The organism is Corynebacterium sp. MSK195, from assembly GCF_030228885.1.
Taxonomy (GTDB): domain Bacteria; phylum Actinomycetota; class Actinomycetes; order Mycobacteriales; family Mycobacteriaceae; genus Corynebacterium.
The window spans coordinates 1-14309 of sequence record NZ_JASPGT010000007.1; the positions used below are offsets into that span (position 1 = coordinate 1).

A 14309-nucleotide genomic window follows, 5' to 3' on the forward strand; every position below is an offset into this window, starting at 1 on the left:
CCGACCAAGTGCTCTGATGACAGGCCAAACTCGCGCGCAAGATCCATCGCTGTCTCACCAGAAAGGTGGCGTTGGACAACTTCCTTCTTGATTTCGAACGAATACTGCTGCTTAGTCGGTTTTTCCACAAGACATAGTCTGCCATGCAGCTTAAACCGACGACAGAGCATACGGGCGGCGTATGTGGAGACACCAAGAGCAGTAGCAGCGGCACGATAGCCCACGCCTTGCTCAAATAGTTCAACCAACTGCTCCCGCTGATGCTCACTCACCAAACTTCGAGCTCTCAATGAAAACTACTCCCCACTAATCGGAAACTGATTTCTCAGTCCAACTAATGGGGAGCAGTTCAGAAGCCCCCTCATGGGGGCTTTTTCTTTTGCCAAGCGGCTGTTAACAATCTTTACAGGGGGTAGAAAATTCTTCCCGCGGGGGTAGTTTGCTAAAGATGTTATTCCAGTTCAGTGAAGCCTATGGGGTTGAAAGGGTGGGGGAGTGGAAGGTTTTCTTGGCAGAGTTTACAACCTTGCAGAAAATGTTCTGTAACTTACAGGGCAACGCTGATAGTGAGAAGTGACACACTATCTCGTGTGACCTAAGTTCCTCTCACCCAAGGAGACGATGCTCTATGAGTGACGTAGCTGCAACTCCTGTCTCGCGCCGCGAACCCACCGGTAGCGAGTTCATTGCGATGCGCGACTCCGCCCAATTTGGCGAGCTGCGCCGCACCTACCGGAGTTTTACCTTCCCTATGACCGTGGCCTTCTTCGTGTGGTACGTGGTCTACGTTCTTGCCGCCGTGTTTGCCCCTGGCTTTATGGCAATCGAGCTTGGTGGCGGCTGGAACGTCGGGCTGGTTTTCGGCCTAGCCCAGTTCCTCACCACTTTCATTATCACGTGGATCTACGTGAAGTACGCCAATAAGAATATCGAGCCTAAGTCGGCCGCCATCCGTGAAGAGCTGGAGGGCAACTAATGACTACCACCACCCTCGCCGCAGAATCTTCCGCCGGCAATCCCATCTTGAATATCTCTATTTTCGGCATCTTCCTTTTCATCACCATGGCGGTGGTGCTGCGCGCCGGAAAGACCACGAAGAAGGCCTCGGACTTTTATACCGGCGGCGGCACCTTTTCCGGGCGCCAGAACGGCCTGGCCATCTCCGGTGACTACCTCTCCGCTGCATCGTTCCTGGGTATCGTTGGCGCTGTGGCACTCAACGGCTACGACGGCTTCTTGTACTCGGTAGGCTTCTTCGTTGCTTGGCTGGTAGCACTCATGCTCGTTGCCGAGCCCATGCGTAACGTCGGCCGCTTTACCATGGCGGACGTCCTGTCCTTCCGCCTGAAGCAAAAGCCCGTGCGCGTGGCGGCGTCCATCGCCACCCTCTTCGTCACGCTTTTCTACCTCATCGCGCAGATGGCCGGCGCCGGCTCCTTGGTTGCGGTACTGCTGGATATCCATGAGTTCAAGTGGCAGGCCCTCGTCGTGGGCATCGTGGGCGTGCTCATGATTGTCTACGTCCTGGTCGGCGGCATGAAAGGCACCACCTACGTGCAGATGATCAAGGCCGTGCTCCTGGTAGCCGGCGTGGTCATCATGTGTTTCTTGGTCTTCATTGCCCTGCGCGGCGGCTTTAGCACCCTGTTTAATAACGCCATCGACATGCACGCCGCTTCCGAGCAGATTAAAGAGAAGGGCTACGAGGCCAAGGACATCATGGCTCCGGGCCTGAAGTACGGCGCCACCACCGCCACCAAGCTGGACTTTATTTCCTTGGGCATTTCCCTGGTGCTCGGCGTGGGCGGCCTGCCGCACGTGCTGATGCGCTTTTACACCGTGCCCACCGCTACCGAGGCGCGCCGCTCCGTTACCTGGGCGATCGTTATTATCGGTGCCTTCTACCTTATGACCCTGGTCCTGGGGTACGGTGCGGCAGCACTGGTGGGTCCGGACCGCATTCTCGACGCCCCGGGCGGCGCCAATGCCGCAGCGCCACTACTCGCGCTCGAGATCGGCGGCTCTATCTTCATGGCGATTATTTCCGCCGTGGCCTTCGCTACCGTGCTCGCCGTGGTTGCTGGCCTGGCCATTACCGCCTCTGCATCCATTGCGCACGATATCTACCACGCGGTTATCCGCAACGGCGAGTCCACCGAGGCTGAGCAGGTCCGCGTCTCCCAGGCCACCGTGGTGGTCCTTGGCATCGTCTCCATCATCTTGGGCATCCTGGCCATGACCCAGAACGTGGCCTTCCTGGTCTCCCTCGCGTTTGCGGTGGCGGCCTCCGCCAACCTGCCGACCATCCTGTACTCCCTGTACTGGCGCCGCTTCAACACCGCGGGCGCGGTGGCCTCCATGTACACCGGCGTGGTGTCCTGCCTGGTGCTCATCTTCTTCTCTCCGGCAGTCTCCGGTTCTGAGACCTCCATGTTCCCAGGCGCGGACTGGGCCATCTTCCCGCTCTCCTCGCCGGGCTTGGTCTCCATTCCGCTGTCCTTCTTCGTCGGCTGGTTGGTCTCCATCATGACTAAGCCGGATAACTTTGAGGAGCTTTCCGCAGAGATGGAAGTTCGCTCGCTTACCGGCGTAGGCGTGGAGGCACCCGTGCAGCATTAATTGCCTAGATAGTGCACTCAACCGGTAACATATATCGACGTGTTTAAAACGTCGTTGAACCACAAAGCGGCATCAGTTAAGGCTGGTGCCGCTTTGGCCGTATGCATGCTCGCCTTGACCACCACCGCGTGCAGCAATAGTGAGCGTGAAAGCGACGCGCTTGCCGACGCCCCCTCGGCCGCACCAGACACCAACCGCGACGTCCCACCAGAAACCAATGAGTTTCTAGAAGGTGATGAGGGGCGCTCGGTTACCTATATCCGCCTGCATGATGGCATGCACATGGGCTCTGCCTCAGAGCACGAGGCTCGCCCGGCGCTAAGCCTCATCAAGCTCTATATCGCCACCTACGTAATGGAAAAGGGCGAGTACGAAGACAAATATGAGGCGCTGGACATGATTGCTAGCTCCTCCGATAAGTCCGCCGAAGACCTCTTTGATAAATACCCAGAGTCCATCGACACCATTGCCGATGAATTCCACCTCGAATCCACCAAGGCGGGCGAGCAATGGGGCTACTCGCAAACCTCCACGTATGACGTCGCCAGCTTCATCTCGCAGCTCATTGAGCGCGATGAAACCCACCCAGTGCTGGTAGCTATGGCGCATGCCGATCCCATCTCGGAGGATGGCTACCGCCAGGATTACGGCACAGCCAAGCTCTCCAACGTGGTAGGCAGCAAGTGGGGCTGGTCTAATGACAAGTCCATTAACTCCTCGGTCTCCTTTGGTGAGAACTTCGTCGCCGCCGCCTCTATTAACGGCTCATCCGATGACCTCACCGACTACGTCAAGGACGAGGTGACAGGGAAGAATTTGGGCAAGGCCACCGAGCGCTTCCTCAAGTACAAAGACGGCGAGGACGTCCCACCGATCGAGACTTCCACCTCGGAGACTTCTACTACCTCCTCCAGCAAGAAGGACAAGGACGAGAAGTCCGGCAAGGGCAAGAAGGAAAAGTCCTCGTCCAAGGAGCCCACTAGCGAATCCACCACGTCCAAAAAGAAGTCCGCAGATAAAAAGAAGGGCTCGGAGAAAACCTCCGAGCCCTCTAAGAAGTAGTATTACCGCGCCTTAGAGACTGTCTCTGCGACGATCTTCGCTAGCTGACGAATCTGATCGTTGCTCAGCGTCTTGCCATTAAAGGTCACGCCATTGGCGGTGACCTGCGGAAGCTCCGGTAGCTCTGGGTGCTTGCTCTGCAGCTGCGAGCTCAGCTGATTGACCAAGTCGGACGAGCCATTGCTCGGGGCGTTGGTCTGCGGCTGCGGCTTTGGCTGTGGTTTCTTGGTGGTCGGCTTCTTTGCCGGTGCAGGTGCCGCGGACTTGCCAGGCGTCCACTGTCCCCAGTCTTCGGCGTAGACCTCATTGACGTCAACGATGACTCCGCCAATGGTCTGCTGCTTGCCATGTGGCAGCTGGTGAATAGTGGTGCGCGGGTGAATCTTGCCGTTGGAACCCCAGTCATGCATCCAGAAGTACTTGCCGATGCCGTCCTGGATTGCCCACTCAATGGTGTTGTAATTGCCGTAGACACCTGTTTGGTAGCCAGCCAGTTCCAGCGTTTTGGAGAATGCCTGCAGGTACGGGCGAATTTGGCGGGTGTACTGCTCGCGGGTGGGGTTATCGTCGATGGCGATGTAGATCGGGCGGTTGGTGGGACCGCCTGCCTTCTTGTGTAGCGCAATCGCCTTCGGTGCGTGTACTGCCGCACCTGCTGCGCCTTGCTTCCAATCGGCGGTTTCCGCACGACCAAATTGGTAGACCGACGCCGTGGGCAGACCCGCTGCCGCATTGGCCTTAGTCTCCTTGAGGGTTACTGGCTTGCCGGTCATCCACGCAGCGCCGGGGCGCTTGTCGGAGACGTAGCGAATCGCGCCCATGTGGCCGGCATTCTTAATTGCCTGCGGGGAAGGTACGCCGGCGGAGAAATCAATGATGGTGCCGCGCACCGGTCCGAAGGCCGCTGCATTCGGAACAGCAGAACCGATGGCGCCTGCGGTTAGGGCGAGAGCGCCGACCTTAAAAAGGCCGCGACGGGAGAAAGATGGTGACATGTTGAGCTCCTGCAGTAATCACATTTGTCACAGTAGTTAACAACTGCACCATAGCAGCGGGTCTGGGGCCATCCCCGGAGCGAAACCGCATGTCGCGCATTTACACCGAGGAGCTATTTCGAGTCGTTGCTGAACTCCACCAGCGTGGGGTTCTCAACCGTGCGCGACACCGTGCAGTCCTTCTCGTGGGAGATGCGAATCAGGTTGTCCACCAGTTTGCGCGCTTGGTTGCCTTCCGGTGTATCCGGGAACGATAGATCGAAGCCCACGCGAACCTCCGAGAGGCGCGATGCCCCGTCCTCATTTACGCGGTCGCCTTCCACATGCACATCAAAAGAATCCGGTTCCGCGCGCCGGGAGGTCACCACGTCCACGTCTACTGCGGAGCACCCCGCGACGGCAGCGAGTAAAAGTTCGACAGGGGAGAGGAGCCCCTCACTACTGCCAAACTCAATGCTGGCTCCCGCGGAATTGGTTGCGCGGTATACGGCGGTATCGAGGCGGGTGAGGTCTACGGCGTATTGCTTGGTTGCTTTAGACATGAGGCCAGTTTATGGCGAGGTATCAGGTCGGTTCGAGTGGGCAAGAGACACGCTGATCGAAATGTTCGCGTGTCTAGTAGTGATTCAGCAGGCCCGCGTATTGTGAGTTCCATGAAGGTCATTGCTATTTATGCGACGGAAACCATGTCTGATTGGGAGTATGCCTACCTCACAACTCAAGTAGCTGAAGCTGAAGCTCAAGTGCCGGATCGCTTCAAGGTTTTGTTTGTTGGCGAATCTCTAGAAGCCGTCCGCTCCAAGGGTGGAATCGAGGTAGTTCCAGGTCTGACCTTGCAGGACATCCAGAATCGGACTGATATTGCGGCGTTCGTGGTGCCAGGGGCAGATACATACTTTAACGGGCACGAACAGTTGCTGGAAACGATCAGGGTCTTAAATGAGAACGGAGTGCTCTTGGCAGCAATCTGTGGTGGAACTTTGGCCTTTGCTCGTGCCGGGGTGCTTGACCACTGCAAACACACTTCAAACGCGCAAGGCTTCCTTGCCTCAACTAACTACGCCAACATCGATGGCTATAAAGAAGAAGATGTAGTTTTTGATGGTGGAGTGATTACAGCTTCAGGCTTGGCTCCAGTGCCATTTACTGCGGCGGTATTGCGCGCGGCGGGCGTTTACCCAGATGATGTCGTGGATGCTTGGCTTCAATTGCATGAGCAAAGAACGGAAGCGGCCTTCGTTGAACATGCGAATAAGGTTCAGGAGTGGGCCTCAAAATAGGTTGAGCTACCACTAGACACTGCAGTACTTCGTGTTCTGCCGAGGCAGTGCAGTGTCTGCGCGTGGAGGGAACGTAATTGCTAGCGAACAGTTATCTAGCGGTTAGTCGGAACTTGCAATCGTAAAATCTTGCTCGTAGATGCGGAACCCAGTTGGTTCCTTCGGCAAGTTCTTCCATGCGGATGAGGGTCGAGATTACCTCGGAGACCTGGGTTGTAGGGCTGAAATTGTTATTCCGAGGTATGAATGTAAATGAATTAGAGGCCCAGAATTTTGCGCTTTGCGGCCGCAAATTCGTCGTCAGAGAGGACGCCGGCTGCCTTTAGCTCCGCCAATTTCGACAGTTCTGCATTGAGATCGCTGCTCGGGGCACTCGAAACGCTAGGTACCGGTTGGTGGCCTTCGTGCGTGAGAGTTTGTGCGTTGGCTCGTCGCTGGATGCGGATGCGGGCATCTTCAGCTGTGGCGTTGATTATCTCCACTGCCTGACGAAAGTTCGGGATGTCCACAAGCTCAACAATTTCAAATTCGCCATTAGCTCGCTTGGCGTGAAGGGTGACAGTGCCGACATCCCTAGCTTTCTGGGTCATGCTCTGGCGACCATCGACGTCAAAGATCTCGTGAGTGCGAATTTGCTGACGGTCGGTCGATACCATGCCTTTTTCGACGACCAAGTAATCTTGCGTAAGTGAATAGCGGCCTGCTCCCAGGCGGGTTAAGGGCTTTCCTGTTGCGCTCCAGATAACTCCAGTGTCGGTGGTTTGATCGTGTCTAGCGATTACTCGCTCAGCGGCGTCGCGGGCGAATCCTTTGAAATTGAATCCCTGGTTTGGAGCGGGCTGATTTCCACTGTAGGGGTTATGTTGATCTGACATACAGCCAGAATACTCGATTGGCTGATGATTCAGTTGCGTTAGTGAGGATTTTGGCTTCAATCATTTCCGAAATAGTCGATGAATCTTTTCTGTCTGAGCAAACAGTCAACCGACTGGTTGATTACAGATTCGACCAGCCCTGTGATTCAAAACGAGCGCGAATGTAGAAGGATAAGTCCTTAGAGTATTTTATTCATCGCTACTCCGGCCGTGAAAGCGGTTGGGAAGGAGAATGACCATGAAAGCTTTGTACTGGGCATCCATTTTCTACCTCGTGTTGGGCTTGGGCGCTGGCGTGTTCTACCGTGAATTCACGCGTGCCAATGATTTCCCCGCGGGCGAGTTCACCCAGTTGAGCGTGGCGCATACTCACTTGCTAGCGCTCGGTTTCATGATGAGCCTTATCTTCTTGGTATTGGAGAAAGTCTTTGGTCTGTCGCGCAACCGCGGTCAGTTCAATGCGTTCTTCTGGCTCTACAACGTCGGCGTGGTCGTCACCGTTGGCATCATGATCTGGCACGGATGCTTGACCGTGCTGGGGGAGGAGTCCTCTGCAATGATCTCTGGCATCGCTGGTCTTGGGCACATTCTCATCACGGTGGGTCTTATCGCATTCATTGCGGCACTTGGAAATGCCATCAGCGAGACCCAAGCGGCTAAGACTCAAGCAGTAGATGGTGACTAAAAATGACCAAAGCCTCCACTGAAAATGCCGCGCCGCCGACACAGCGAGATTCCGGTGAATAGTTCTGGTCAGGCTTCGGCCACCCAGAGTACGGTCCGCCAGGTCGGTTCCGCGCTGGGCACTGCGGTTTCTGGGTCGGTATTTTCCATGGACCTTGGGCTAACGTTGCCGAAGACGCTGGAAGTGGCCGACATCATGGGGCCGAGTGCCGATGACATAGCAGAAGCAACGCGCCAATCAGCTGGTTCCGTTCTTGCCGGACTGCGCGCTCAAGGTGGGCATAGTCCCTTTGGCGAGCAGACCAGCGTTGTGGTGCAGGCGCTTGGCGACGGCATGACCGACGCCACCTGCTACTCCTTTCTTGCTGCGATCGGATTCCTGGCGTTGGGCTTTATTGGTGTGCTGCAGGTTCGCCGTGCTGCGAACGAAAGCAAAGCCGTGGAGTAATCGAACTGATTTATTACCAGGAAGTTAGAGCAAGTCTGCTGATTTCCGGGGAGGATTAGATGAGCATAGCTTTTCCACTTTCAGCTAAGAGTGCTTGTCCATCCCTCAGCAGTAGGAGATTCCAAGCTTGTCCGTACTGCGCAACAGTTTCACTGATGATGTTTATAGAATAAGGACCAGTTGTTCCTTGAGCGTGGGGAATAATGGCATATGGAGTAAGATTGAGTCCTGTATGATCGATGAGCTGCGGTGCTATCCGTGGATTGTCCATGATTGATGCCGGTTCGATTGAAGGTCCGGCAACCATTGCGCCAGCAGAACTTCCAGCGTAAAACTTGCCGTTCTGGACCGCTTCAACTAGTAGGTGGTCGGTGCCAGTGAGTCTCAGCGCCTCAAGGAGACGGAATACCTCGCCGCTCGCAACATAGATGCAATCGGCAAAGTTAATTTCATTGCGTATATCGCTCGGTCGTGCCTGCGCCACGGTTAAGGGGATTAATTCTTCTGCGGCATTGCGAATGGTTTTCAACTCTGTTTGGGCGAACGGGGCTTGGGTCATTGCTGTGGCAGCATCATCGATGTACAGTACTCGACCCGAAATGTATTTGTTGATTTCTGGGTGTAGGTATGAAGCGAGGAGTAAATTCATAGGCTTAGTCTACTTGAGCGCTGTATATGTTTGAGGGCAGCAATATCGGGGTATTGAATAATCGGGGAAATCTCGAGGCGCCGCAAGAATCATGCCTCGAGATCTTGAATGGTACCCCAGAGTGGATTCGAACCACCGACACCGGCTGTCAGGAGTAACACCAGCTCAGGGGCTATAAAGTGGGGGAGTTTCACTCTAAGATTCACTCGGGCATCGTTATCTGCCTGTTTCCGAGCCAAAATCGCGTCCGTCAGGAATCGTCAACTGTTTCCATCCGTTGCTCAACAGAGTTTTGGACATTCGCTATATATGATTCCATGTAATCCCACTCAGGCTGCCTATCCGCTTTTGCCGGGAGCTTAATTTCAACCAGCTTCACGCGCTCCCACGTTGCTTTGTCGTCATAACTAAACCGAGGCTTAATTGCGGCATGCAGTATCGCGGTCAAAAACTGCATTGTCCCCATCGGAAGATCACCGGCGAAGGGACGAATCAAATAAGCATCGCCAAGAACCCCAGTAGGTTCGGCATGGTAATACACGCTGCCCACCGACGAAGCACCATTCTGAACAACGCAGATCGAATTGCTTATTGAATCCCACTCGTGTGCACGCCCGTAGTACATGATGCCGTTATTACCTAGCTTTGCATTGACTAACGGTAGATCAAACTCTGCGTCACGAAATTCTGACAAGTCTAACGGTCGATTCAACTTCCTTCCTGCAATGAACTTTAGCGTGGGTCTATAAAACAGTTCTTCGATACGGAATGAACACCATTGCGAAATGTCCAGCTTTTCTGAGGCAGGTTGAGGAGCCGTCAGTTTCTCCATGCGTTTTTCACTCTGAAATGCCAAATCTTCGACGTACTGCTCCATGTACGCCCAATCAGGCTCGCCGCTCTCGCGCACGGGAAGGCTTATGGTTTCCCTGACTACCAGAGAAGGAAACATGCCCCAATCGTATGAATATCTATTGGTTAGCGTATTCAATACTGCTGTGAGAAATAGACACACTTTCCGCGACAAATGTTGCGTATCGACATAAGCAACATCTCTACCCACAACATAATCTTCATCTTGGTAAAAGAACACTGAATTTTCAGCGCCAAAAGAAATAGTCCCAGCAGGGCATACTACTAATTCATTAGTGTTGTGAACGCGATATTTAATGCCATTATTGAATTTGGTTCGCACAACATAGTTAATAGTTTCTTCATCGCCTACGGTTATTTCTTCCAGCTCACGCACGGCGTACGTCCGTGATGTCTTTACTTCAAATAAATCACCAATAACAAATTCTTGCCATATCGAACTATCCACTACGGGCATCAGAACTCACCGCCAAACGCACCATAGAGCGCTTGCTCGCCCAACTGTTCAGCCAACGCTTTCTCGTTCACACCGCGCTTAAACAGCTCGTAATCCATCACAACCTTGATGAAATCTTCTTCTGTAATCTCAAACGGCGGAATGGGGGCTTGCCAGGACAAATGCTCGGCAGGGTCTAGCCACTGAATTGACCCGTGACCTGCCTGGCGGTGAATGATGCGCATCCACTCGTCCTCAAGTGTGCGCCAGCGATTGTGCACGTCTTGGCGACCTTGATTCTTGACTGTCACAAGTCCATCTTCTTCGATATTGCAGGCAAAAATCTCACGTCCGTCCTGTGGCTCACCTGCAGTAAACAGGAAGATCGATGTTGTGACACCCACGCCAAAGAATGTGTTTTCTGGCAGCTTAATAATTTTGTCCAGGCGGTGCTTCTTCAGCAAACTCTTACCGCCATCTTTCTCTAGCTTCTTATCGGGCAAGATGAAGGCACAGATCGTTCCGCGCGGAACGTGGTTGAGCACATTTCCGACAATCTTCATGCACCCGTATTTCCGCTCATACGGAGGATTCATCAATACCTTCGTAATCGGCTGTTCTTGAATCCACGCACTAGCTTCCGCGTAACGGGAATCAAGCTGCTCAAGGTTAGTCTTGCCGTCTTTATGGATCAGCATGTTGGCGGCAGCAAGAGCGAAGATTTCTTCGTCCTTCTCGATGCCGAACAGCTGCTTCTTCTTAATCTCGGCAGCCTTGGCAGTATTCACGCCGCCCGACTTCTCGATCATGACGTTCATGGCCTTCACCAGAAACGCGCCGGAGCCACACGCAGCGTCAAGCACACAATCATCCTCGTTTAGCTCCACAAGGCGAGTGATAAATCCCGTGATGTGGTCGGGCGTAAAGACTTGACCTTGATCCGTTTTAGGCTTGTACCTGTTGAACTCGTTGAAGAAGATGGCCATCACGTCTTCGCCAGCCCAATTGTCAGAGTTGAGCAGCTCAGAGATTTCCTTAACCCAACCGATAAAGTCGTCAATAGCGCTTTGATTGTCCGGGTAGTTCATCTTGATGGCACTGAACTGCTCAGTCAAAATGCTCAGCTTAAGATTGCGCTTGACGTGCTTCTGTAGGGACTTATTCAGCTGGTTGAGCACCGAGTTGTGGAAATTCGAGTAATCCATGCCCGGCGCAATCCATGCACCCTCACGCAACGCCACCAGCGAGCAAGCTGTGAAGACCATGCGGGAATACAAGTTCTTCACGCCAAACTCAAAATGCAGAGTGTTGTTAATGCGCTGGGTGAGCGTGTAAATCCGCATCTTGTCGATAGGCGTATTCGTAGCCAGCTTCAAGTAGTACGACTTGTGCTCCAATTTCGTCGACACGGAGTCGAGTTCTACGTTGTTGATGAACACCCGAATGTCATCATGGTTGTACAAGATACCAATGCACTTGTCGTACTGGGGGTGCACAATGTCAACGTTCTTCTTGAGTTCCTGCACCCAACAATCATTGCCTAAGTCCTGCTCTGAGGACTTAAACTCGGCAATGATGGCAGGCATAGTTTTGTTGTCGGGCAAGTACCAGCCGTCGGGCTTGTCATTGACGCCAGGAAAGCCAAGCTGATTGAAGGTCGTGATCTGTCCAGTTCCCTGCTTTACCTCACTGGCCTTATCGGAAAGGCCTAAAATGGAGTCGGCCTGCAGGCGAACTTGATCTTCAGTCATGCGCATTCGTGTTGTTTACCTTTATGTATCAGGACTTTATTTCTGTAACATGCGTTTACAATACACACATTTGCATACCAATGCAATGTGAAAGTGCAGGTCAATGAAGGTTTCTACCCGCCCTAATTTTGGCTGTATAGCAGGTGAACTGCGAGCCATGTCACGCCTCGCTACAATCATTCCCGTACCCCTGCCCCGTGAAGTCAACACCCCCGAAGACTACATTGTGAGCCTTGTGCAGCATCTTCCCGAGACGCGCCAAGGCAAGGCGGGGTGTACTTCATTGCCTCAGCCTTTTGTGTTTACATCTTTAGCGCCAGTTGTTCGGCGCCAAAAGTCGATTTCCGGTACAAAGTTCTCCAACGGGGTAGGCCCCTCCTCAAGCAACGCAGAGAGTCGAGACCGTAGCCCAGGTGTTGCGCGAATCATCAGCACTTCGTTGTCATGCTCGTCAGTGCCTATTCGCCAAGTAGTCGCAGTTCCTAGTGGCACGCCGAGCTTCTTGGCTACATCGTTGCTGGCTGGAATCAGGCGCAGCGCTGCTGGCTTCAGGACGACGTAATGGCTATGGGAACCCGAAGCACGAGGCGCGAACGCGCCTTTATCGACGGGCCGCTGCAGAACACGAATCACGGTGCCACGGGCTAAGACAAAGTCGTCACTAAGCTCACGCCTTGGAGGTAGCCGAGTGCCAGGCAAGTACGCGCCTGGCTCAATCTTTCCGCGCAGGTGGTGATATAGCTCCTCGTGCTTGGGCAGTCCTGTTCGGGTGTCTTTTTTCGTCGCCATACACTCTCCTTGTCGGTTGGACCTGACCCCCTTTTTGGTGGACACCTGATATCCAGCCCAGTCGAGCTGGGAAGAAAGGTAATCTACCATCATGTCCAGGTATTCCGAACAGTTCAGACGCGATGCTGTGGCCCTCTATGAGAACAATGAGGACCTCTCGCTGAACGCAGCATCAGCAGAGCTCGGTATCAACCTTGCCTCGCTTCATTCTTGGGTCAAAAAGTACGGCACCGGAAAGCGTTCGCGCATTAACGCTGTGCATGAGAAAGCCCAAGCGGCGAATGATTCCGAACGGATCCGCCAACTAGAAAAAGAAGTCTCTAAACTACGCGAAGAACGCGATATCCTGCGCAAGGCCGCGAAATATTTTGCCGAAGAGACTCACTGGTGATCGGGCCTAACCCCCGACGTGTCCACTTTCCGGGGGTCAGGCCCCCGCTGCTTGAATGCCTAAGTAAGCGATACTTGTCACCAGGTAGACGTCAGCTAGACCACGGACTTTTACGTCTCTAAAGAAGCCGGTCCCCGGAGCGGCGGACTCAGTTGTAGAGGTACGTGCATGCCTAACAGTTCCCGGTAGCCGTAATTGTTGACACCGGTTGCTAGCAACACACTCGTTGTGACCACGCGTCCTCCTTCCCCGGACTTTCATCGTCAGCGCGTGGCACGAGAAGTAGTAGTACGGGCCAAAATCCAGCGGTCTGGTGCAAAAATCCTCCACCATCGAATTCAAGTCTTTGGCCCTCTCACTGACTTGTGACTTCGATAGGTTCGCAATGCCGAGGGTGGCGACCAAGTCGTTCATCCTGCGGGTAGACACCCCCTATAAAGAGCACGTGGCGATCACGGTGGTTAAGGCACGTTCGGTACGGGTTCGTCGTTTTCACAGCCGGTCAGAAAAGAAAGAACTGTGGTGTAATTTCGGGATAGCCACTTCGACGGTGCCGACCCGTGTATCCAGTAGTAGGTGGCGGGAGCCGTTGCGGTGGTTGACGCGTTTGTCGCTGGTGGTGGCGTAGTCAGCGCTGCAGACAGTATCAGATAGAATTTTATTTGATGGAATCACCGAGCATCTAACGCATCAGATCGGGTGATGCTTGGGAGAGTAGCTGTTCGAGATACGCGGTCGGGTCAATGGGACTGAGGGCCAGCGGCCATTATGGGTGTCGTCCTTTCGGGGATAGGTAGAAGTTGATTCGAAAGGTACCCATGATGGTCGCCCTATTTGTCCTCGGGGCCCGTCACAGGATCTAACTCGTACACCACGCTAACGGACGCAACCTGCAGCGTCAGGGCTCTTCATTCTGTAGACGCTATGCTAAACATTTGCATGTCGTATATAGATTACATATAGTCGCATATACACGACATGAGGAGGTTTAATGAGCCGCTTGAAATTGGCCAGGCTGCAAGCTGAGCTGACTCAGGCTCAATTAGCCAAGGATGTCGGGGTCACACGTCAAACAATCAATCTGCTTGAAAACGGCCGGTATAATCCGACCCTCAGGCTTTGTCTTGCGATCTGTCACAGGTTGGATAGCTCGCTCGACCAACTATTTTGGGAGGAACCGAATTGCCATTTCTAAATAGACTTTCGGACGAACGGCTGCTTGCCAAAAACCTGCGAAACATCAGGATTGCTTTTGTTGTCCAGACTCTCGGTGTACTTGCCGTGCTGGGCTATGAATGGATAAAGAACGGTTCGCGGGCGATGTTCGACGAGCCTTTACACCTCGTTTTGCTGGTTACGCTCACCGTTTATATGGCGCTCACGATTCCTATAGCGCGCGAGAATGAGGAACAGTAGCAGCCGGAGTGGCCCGAAGGCAAGCGCACTGCTGAAAAACC

17 protein-coding genes and 1 pseudogene are annotated in these 14309 nt (G+C 53.8%); 9 read left to right on the plus strand and 9 right to left on the minus strand.

Annotated features, from left to right (window positions below; all coding sequences use genetic code 11):
• A partial coding sequence (locus QP909_RS11925; protein ID WP_502868636.1) for a helix-turn-helix domain-containing protein occupies nucleotides 1-272 on the minus strand: 272 nt, incomplete at its 3' end.
• A 356-nt stretch (nucleotides 273-628) separates the two neighbouring features.
• Here QP909_RS11925 and QP909_RS07860 point away from each other — a divergent pair.
• The 3 genes from QP909_RS07860 (at nucleotide 629) to QP909_RS07870 (ending at nucleotide 3681) form a co-directional block, all read left to right on the plus strand.
• A complete protein-coding gene (locus tag QP909_RS07860; RefSeq protein ID WP_284766818.1) occupies nucleotides 629-976 on the plus strand; it encodes a DUF485 domain-containing protein in 348 nt (115 codons plus the stop codon).
• A complete protein-coding gene (locus QP909_RS07865; RefSeq protein ID WP_005328355.1) occupies nucleotides 976-2619 on the plus strand; it encodes a monocarboxylic acid transporter in 1644 nt (547 codons plus the stop codon). The genes QP909_RS07860 and QP909_RS07865 overlap by 1 nt, the downstream gene beginning before the upstream one ends.
• A 93-nt stretch (nucleotides 2620-2712) precedes the next feature.
• A complete protein-coding gene (locus QP909_RS07870; protein ID WP_502868638.1) occupies nucleotides 2713-3681 on the plus strand; it encodes a hypothetical protein in 969 nt (322 codons plus the stop codon).
• A gap of 2 nt (nucleotides 3682-3683) precedes the next feature.
• Here the strand turns inward: QP909_RS07870 and QP909_RS07875 are convergent, their stop codons facing one another.
• Complete coding sequence (locus QP909_RS07875) at nucleotides 3684-4676, minus strand: DUF1906 domain-containing protein (protein ID WP_284766820.1); 993 nt, start codon at nucleotides 4674-4676, stop codon at nucleotides 3684-3686.
• A gap of 113 nt (nucleotides 4677-4789) precedes the next feature.
• Nucleotides 4790-5218: an OsmC family protein gene (locus QP909_RS07880; protein WP_284766821.1), complete on the minus strand. Its 429-nt coding sequence runs from the start codon at nucleotides 5216-5218 to the stop codon at nucleotides 4790-4792.
• A 111-nt stretch (nucleotides 5219-5329) separates the two neighbouring features.
• On the opposite strand from QP909_RS07880, the gene QP909_RS07885 reads away from it, so the two are divergent.
• A complete protein-coding gene (locus QP909_RS07885) occupies nucleotides 5330-5956 on the plus strand; it encodes a DJ-1/PfpI family protein (protein ID WP_284766822.1) in 627 nt (208 codons plus the stop codon).
• A gap of 257 nt (nucleotides 5957-6213) precedes the next feature.
• Here the strand turns inward: QP909_RS07885 and QP909_RS07890 are convergent, their stop codons facing one another.
• On the minus strand, nucleotides 6214-6831 hold the full coding sequence (locus tag QP909_RS07890; protein ID WP_284766823.1) for an SHOCT domain-containing protein: 618 nt from the start codon (nucleotides 6829-6831) through the stop codon (nucleotides 6214-6216).
• A 238-nt stretch (nucleotides 6832-7069) separates the two neighbouring features.
• Between QP909_RS07890 and QP909_RS07895 the strand changes: the two genes are divergently transcribed.
• Nucleotides 7070-7516: a DUF2871 domain-containing protein gene (locus QP909_RS07895; RefSeq protein WP_284766824.1), complete on the plus strand. Its 447-nt coding sequence runs from the start codon at nucleotides 7070-7072 to the stop codon at nucleotides 7514-7516.
• 24 nt (nucleotides 7517-7540) lie between these two features.
• Nucleotides 7541-7963, plus strand: a complete 423-nt coding sequence (locus QP909_RS07900) for a hypothetical protein (RefSeq protein WP_284766825.1) — start codon at nucleotides 7541-7543, stop codon at nucleotides 7961-7963.
• A 55-nt stretch (nucleotides 7964-8018) separates the two neighbouring features.
• Here QP909_RS07900 and QP909_RS07905 read toward each other — a convergent pair whose 3' ends face one another.
• The 4 genes from QP909_RS07905 to QP909_RS11895 form a co-directional block, all read right to left on the minus strand.
• A complete protein-coding gene (locus QP909_RS07905) occupies nucleotides 8019-8612 on the minus strand; it encodes a Type 1 glutamine amidotransferase-like domain-containing protein (RefSeq protein ID WP_284766826.1) in 594 nt (197 codons plus the stop codon).
• A gap of 250 nt (nucleotides 8613-8862) precedes the next feature.
• Complete coding sequence (locus tag QP909_RS07910) at nucleotides 8863-9942, minus strand: restriction endonuclease subunit S (RefSeq protein ID WP_284766827.1); 1080 nt, start codon at nucleotides 9940-9942, stop codon at nucleotides 8863-8865.
• Nucleotides 9942-11672 (minus strand): HsdM family class I SAM-dependent methyltransferase, encoded by a 1731-nt coding sequence (locus tag QP909_RS07915; protein ID WP_284766828.1) that lies wholly within the window; start codon nucleotides 11670-11672, stop codon nucleotides 9942-9944. Before QP909_RS07915 ends, QP909_RS07910 begins: the two co-directional genes overlap by 1 nt.
• Before the next feature lie 288 nt (nucleotides 11673-11960).
• Nucleotides 11961-12554 (minus strand): GntR family transcriptional regulator, encoded by a 594-nt coding sequence (locus tag QP909_RS11895; protein ID WP_350309221.1) that lies wholly within the window; start codon nucleotides 12552-12554, stop codon nucleotides 11961-11963.
• Between QP909_RS11895 and QP909_RS07920 the strand changes: the two genes are divergently transcribed.
• Nucleotides 12553-12852 carry a transposase gene (locus QP909_RS07920; protein WP_284766829.1) on the plus strand — a complete coding sequence of 100 codons (300 nt, stop codon included), beginning with the start codon at nucleotides 12553-12555 and terminating at the stop codon, nucleotides 12850-12852. The genes QP909_RS11895 and QP909_RS07920 overlap by 2 nt on opposite strands.
• A 36-nt stretch (nucleotides 12853-12888) precedes the next feature.
• On the opposite strand, the pseudogene QP909_RS07925 reads toward QP909_RS07920, so the two are convergent.
• A pseudogene (locus QP909_RS07925) lies at nucleotides 12889-13527 on the minus strand (transposase).
• A 316-nt stretch (nucleotides 13528-13843) separates the two neighbouring features.
• Between QP909_RS07925 and QP909_RS07930 the strand changes: the two are divergent.
• Both QP909_RS07930 and QP909_RS07935 read left to right on the plus strand, forming a co-directional pair.
• On the plus strand, nucleotides 13844-14047 hold the full coding sequence (locus tag QP909_RS07930; RefSeq protein ID WP_284766830.1) for a helix-turn-helix transcriptional regulator: 204 nt from the start codon (nucleotides 13844-13846) through the stop codon (nucleotides 14045-14047).
• Complete coding sequence (locus tag QP909_RS07935; protein ID WP_284766831.1) at nucleotides 14035-14268, plus strand: hypothetical protein; 234 nt, start codon at nucleotides 14035-14037, stop codon at nucleotides 14266-14268. The genes QP909_RS07930 and QP909_RS07935 overlap by 13 nt, the downstream gene beginning before the upstream one ends.
• The last annotated feature ends 41 nt before the right edge of the window (nucleotides 14269-14309 follow it).

Coding starts and splice junctions, on each gene's coding strand:
- QP909_RS07910 (WP_284766827.1), bottom strand. CDS start 9,942: ATGCCCGTAGTGGATAGTTCGATATGGCAAGAATTTGTTATTGGTGAT.
- QP909_RS07900 (WP_284766825.1), top strand. CDS start 7,541: ATGCCGCGCCGCCGACACAGCGAGATTCCGGTGAATAGTTCTGGTCAG.
- QP909_RS07915 (WP_284766828.1), bottom strand. CDS start 11,672: ATGACTGAAGATCAAGTTCGCCTGCAGGCCGACTCCATTTTAGGCCTT.
- QP909_RS07895 (WP_284766824.1), top strand. CDS start 7,070: ATGAAAGCTTTGTACTGGGCATCCATTTTCTACCTCGTGTTGGGCTTG.
- QP909_RS07890 (WP_284766823.1), bottom strand. CDS start 6,831: ATGTCAGATCAACATAACCCCTACAGTGGAAATCAGCCCGCTCCAAAC.
- QP909_RS07905 (WP_284766826.1), bottom strand. CDS start 8,612: ATGAATTTACTCCTCGCTTCATACCTACACCCAGAAATCAACAAATAC.
- QP909_RS07875 (WP_284766820.1), bottom strand. CDS start 4,676: ATGTCACCATCTTTCTCCCGTCGCGGCCTTTTTAAGGTCGGCGCTCTC.
- QP909_RS11895 (WP_350309221.1), bottom strand. CDS start 12,554: ATGATGGTAGATTACCTTTCTTCCCAGCTCGACTGGGCTGGATATCAG.
- QP909_RS07880 (WP_284766821.1), bottom strand. CDS start 5,218: ATGTCTAAAGCAACCAAGCAATACGCCGTAGACCTCACCCGCCTCGAT.
- QP909_RS07860 (WP_284766818.1), top strand. CDS start 629: ATGAGTGACGTAGCTGCAACTCCTGTCTCGCGCCGCGAACCCACCGGT.
- QP909_RS07865 (WP_005328355.1), top strand. CDS start 976: ATGACTACCACCACCCTCGCCGCAGAATCTTCCGCCGGCAATCCCATC.
- QP909_RS07920 (WP_284766829.1), top strand. CDS start 12,553: ATGTCCAGGTATTCCGAACAGTTCAGACGCGATGCTGTGGCCCTCTAT.
- QP909_RS07885 (WP_284766822.1), top strand. CDS start 5,330: ATGAAGGTCATTGCTATTTATGCGACGGAAACCATGTCTGATTGGGAG.
- QP909_RS07930 (WP_284766830.1), top strand. CDS start 13,844: ATGAGCCGCTTGAAATTGGCCAGGCTGCAAGCTGAGCTGACTCAGGCT.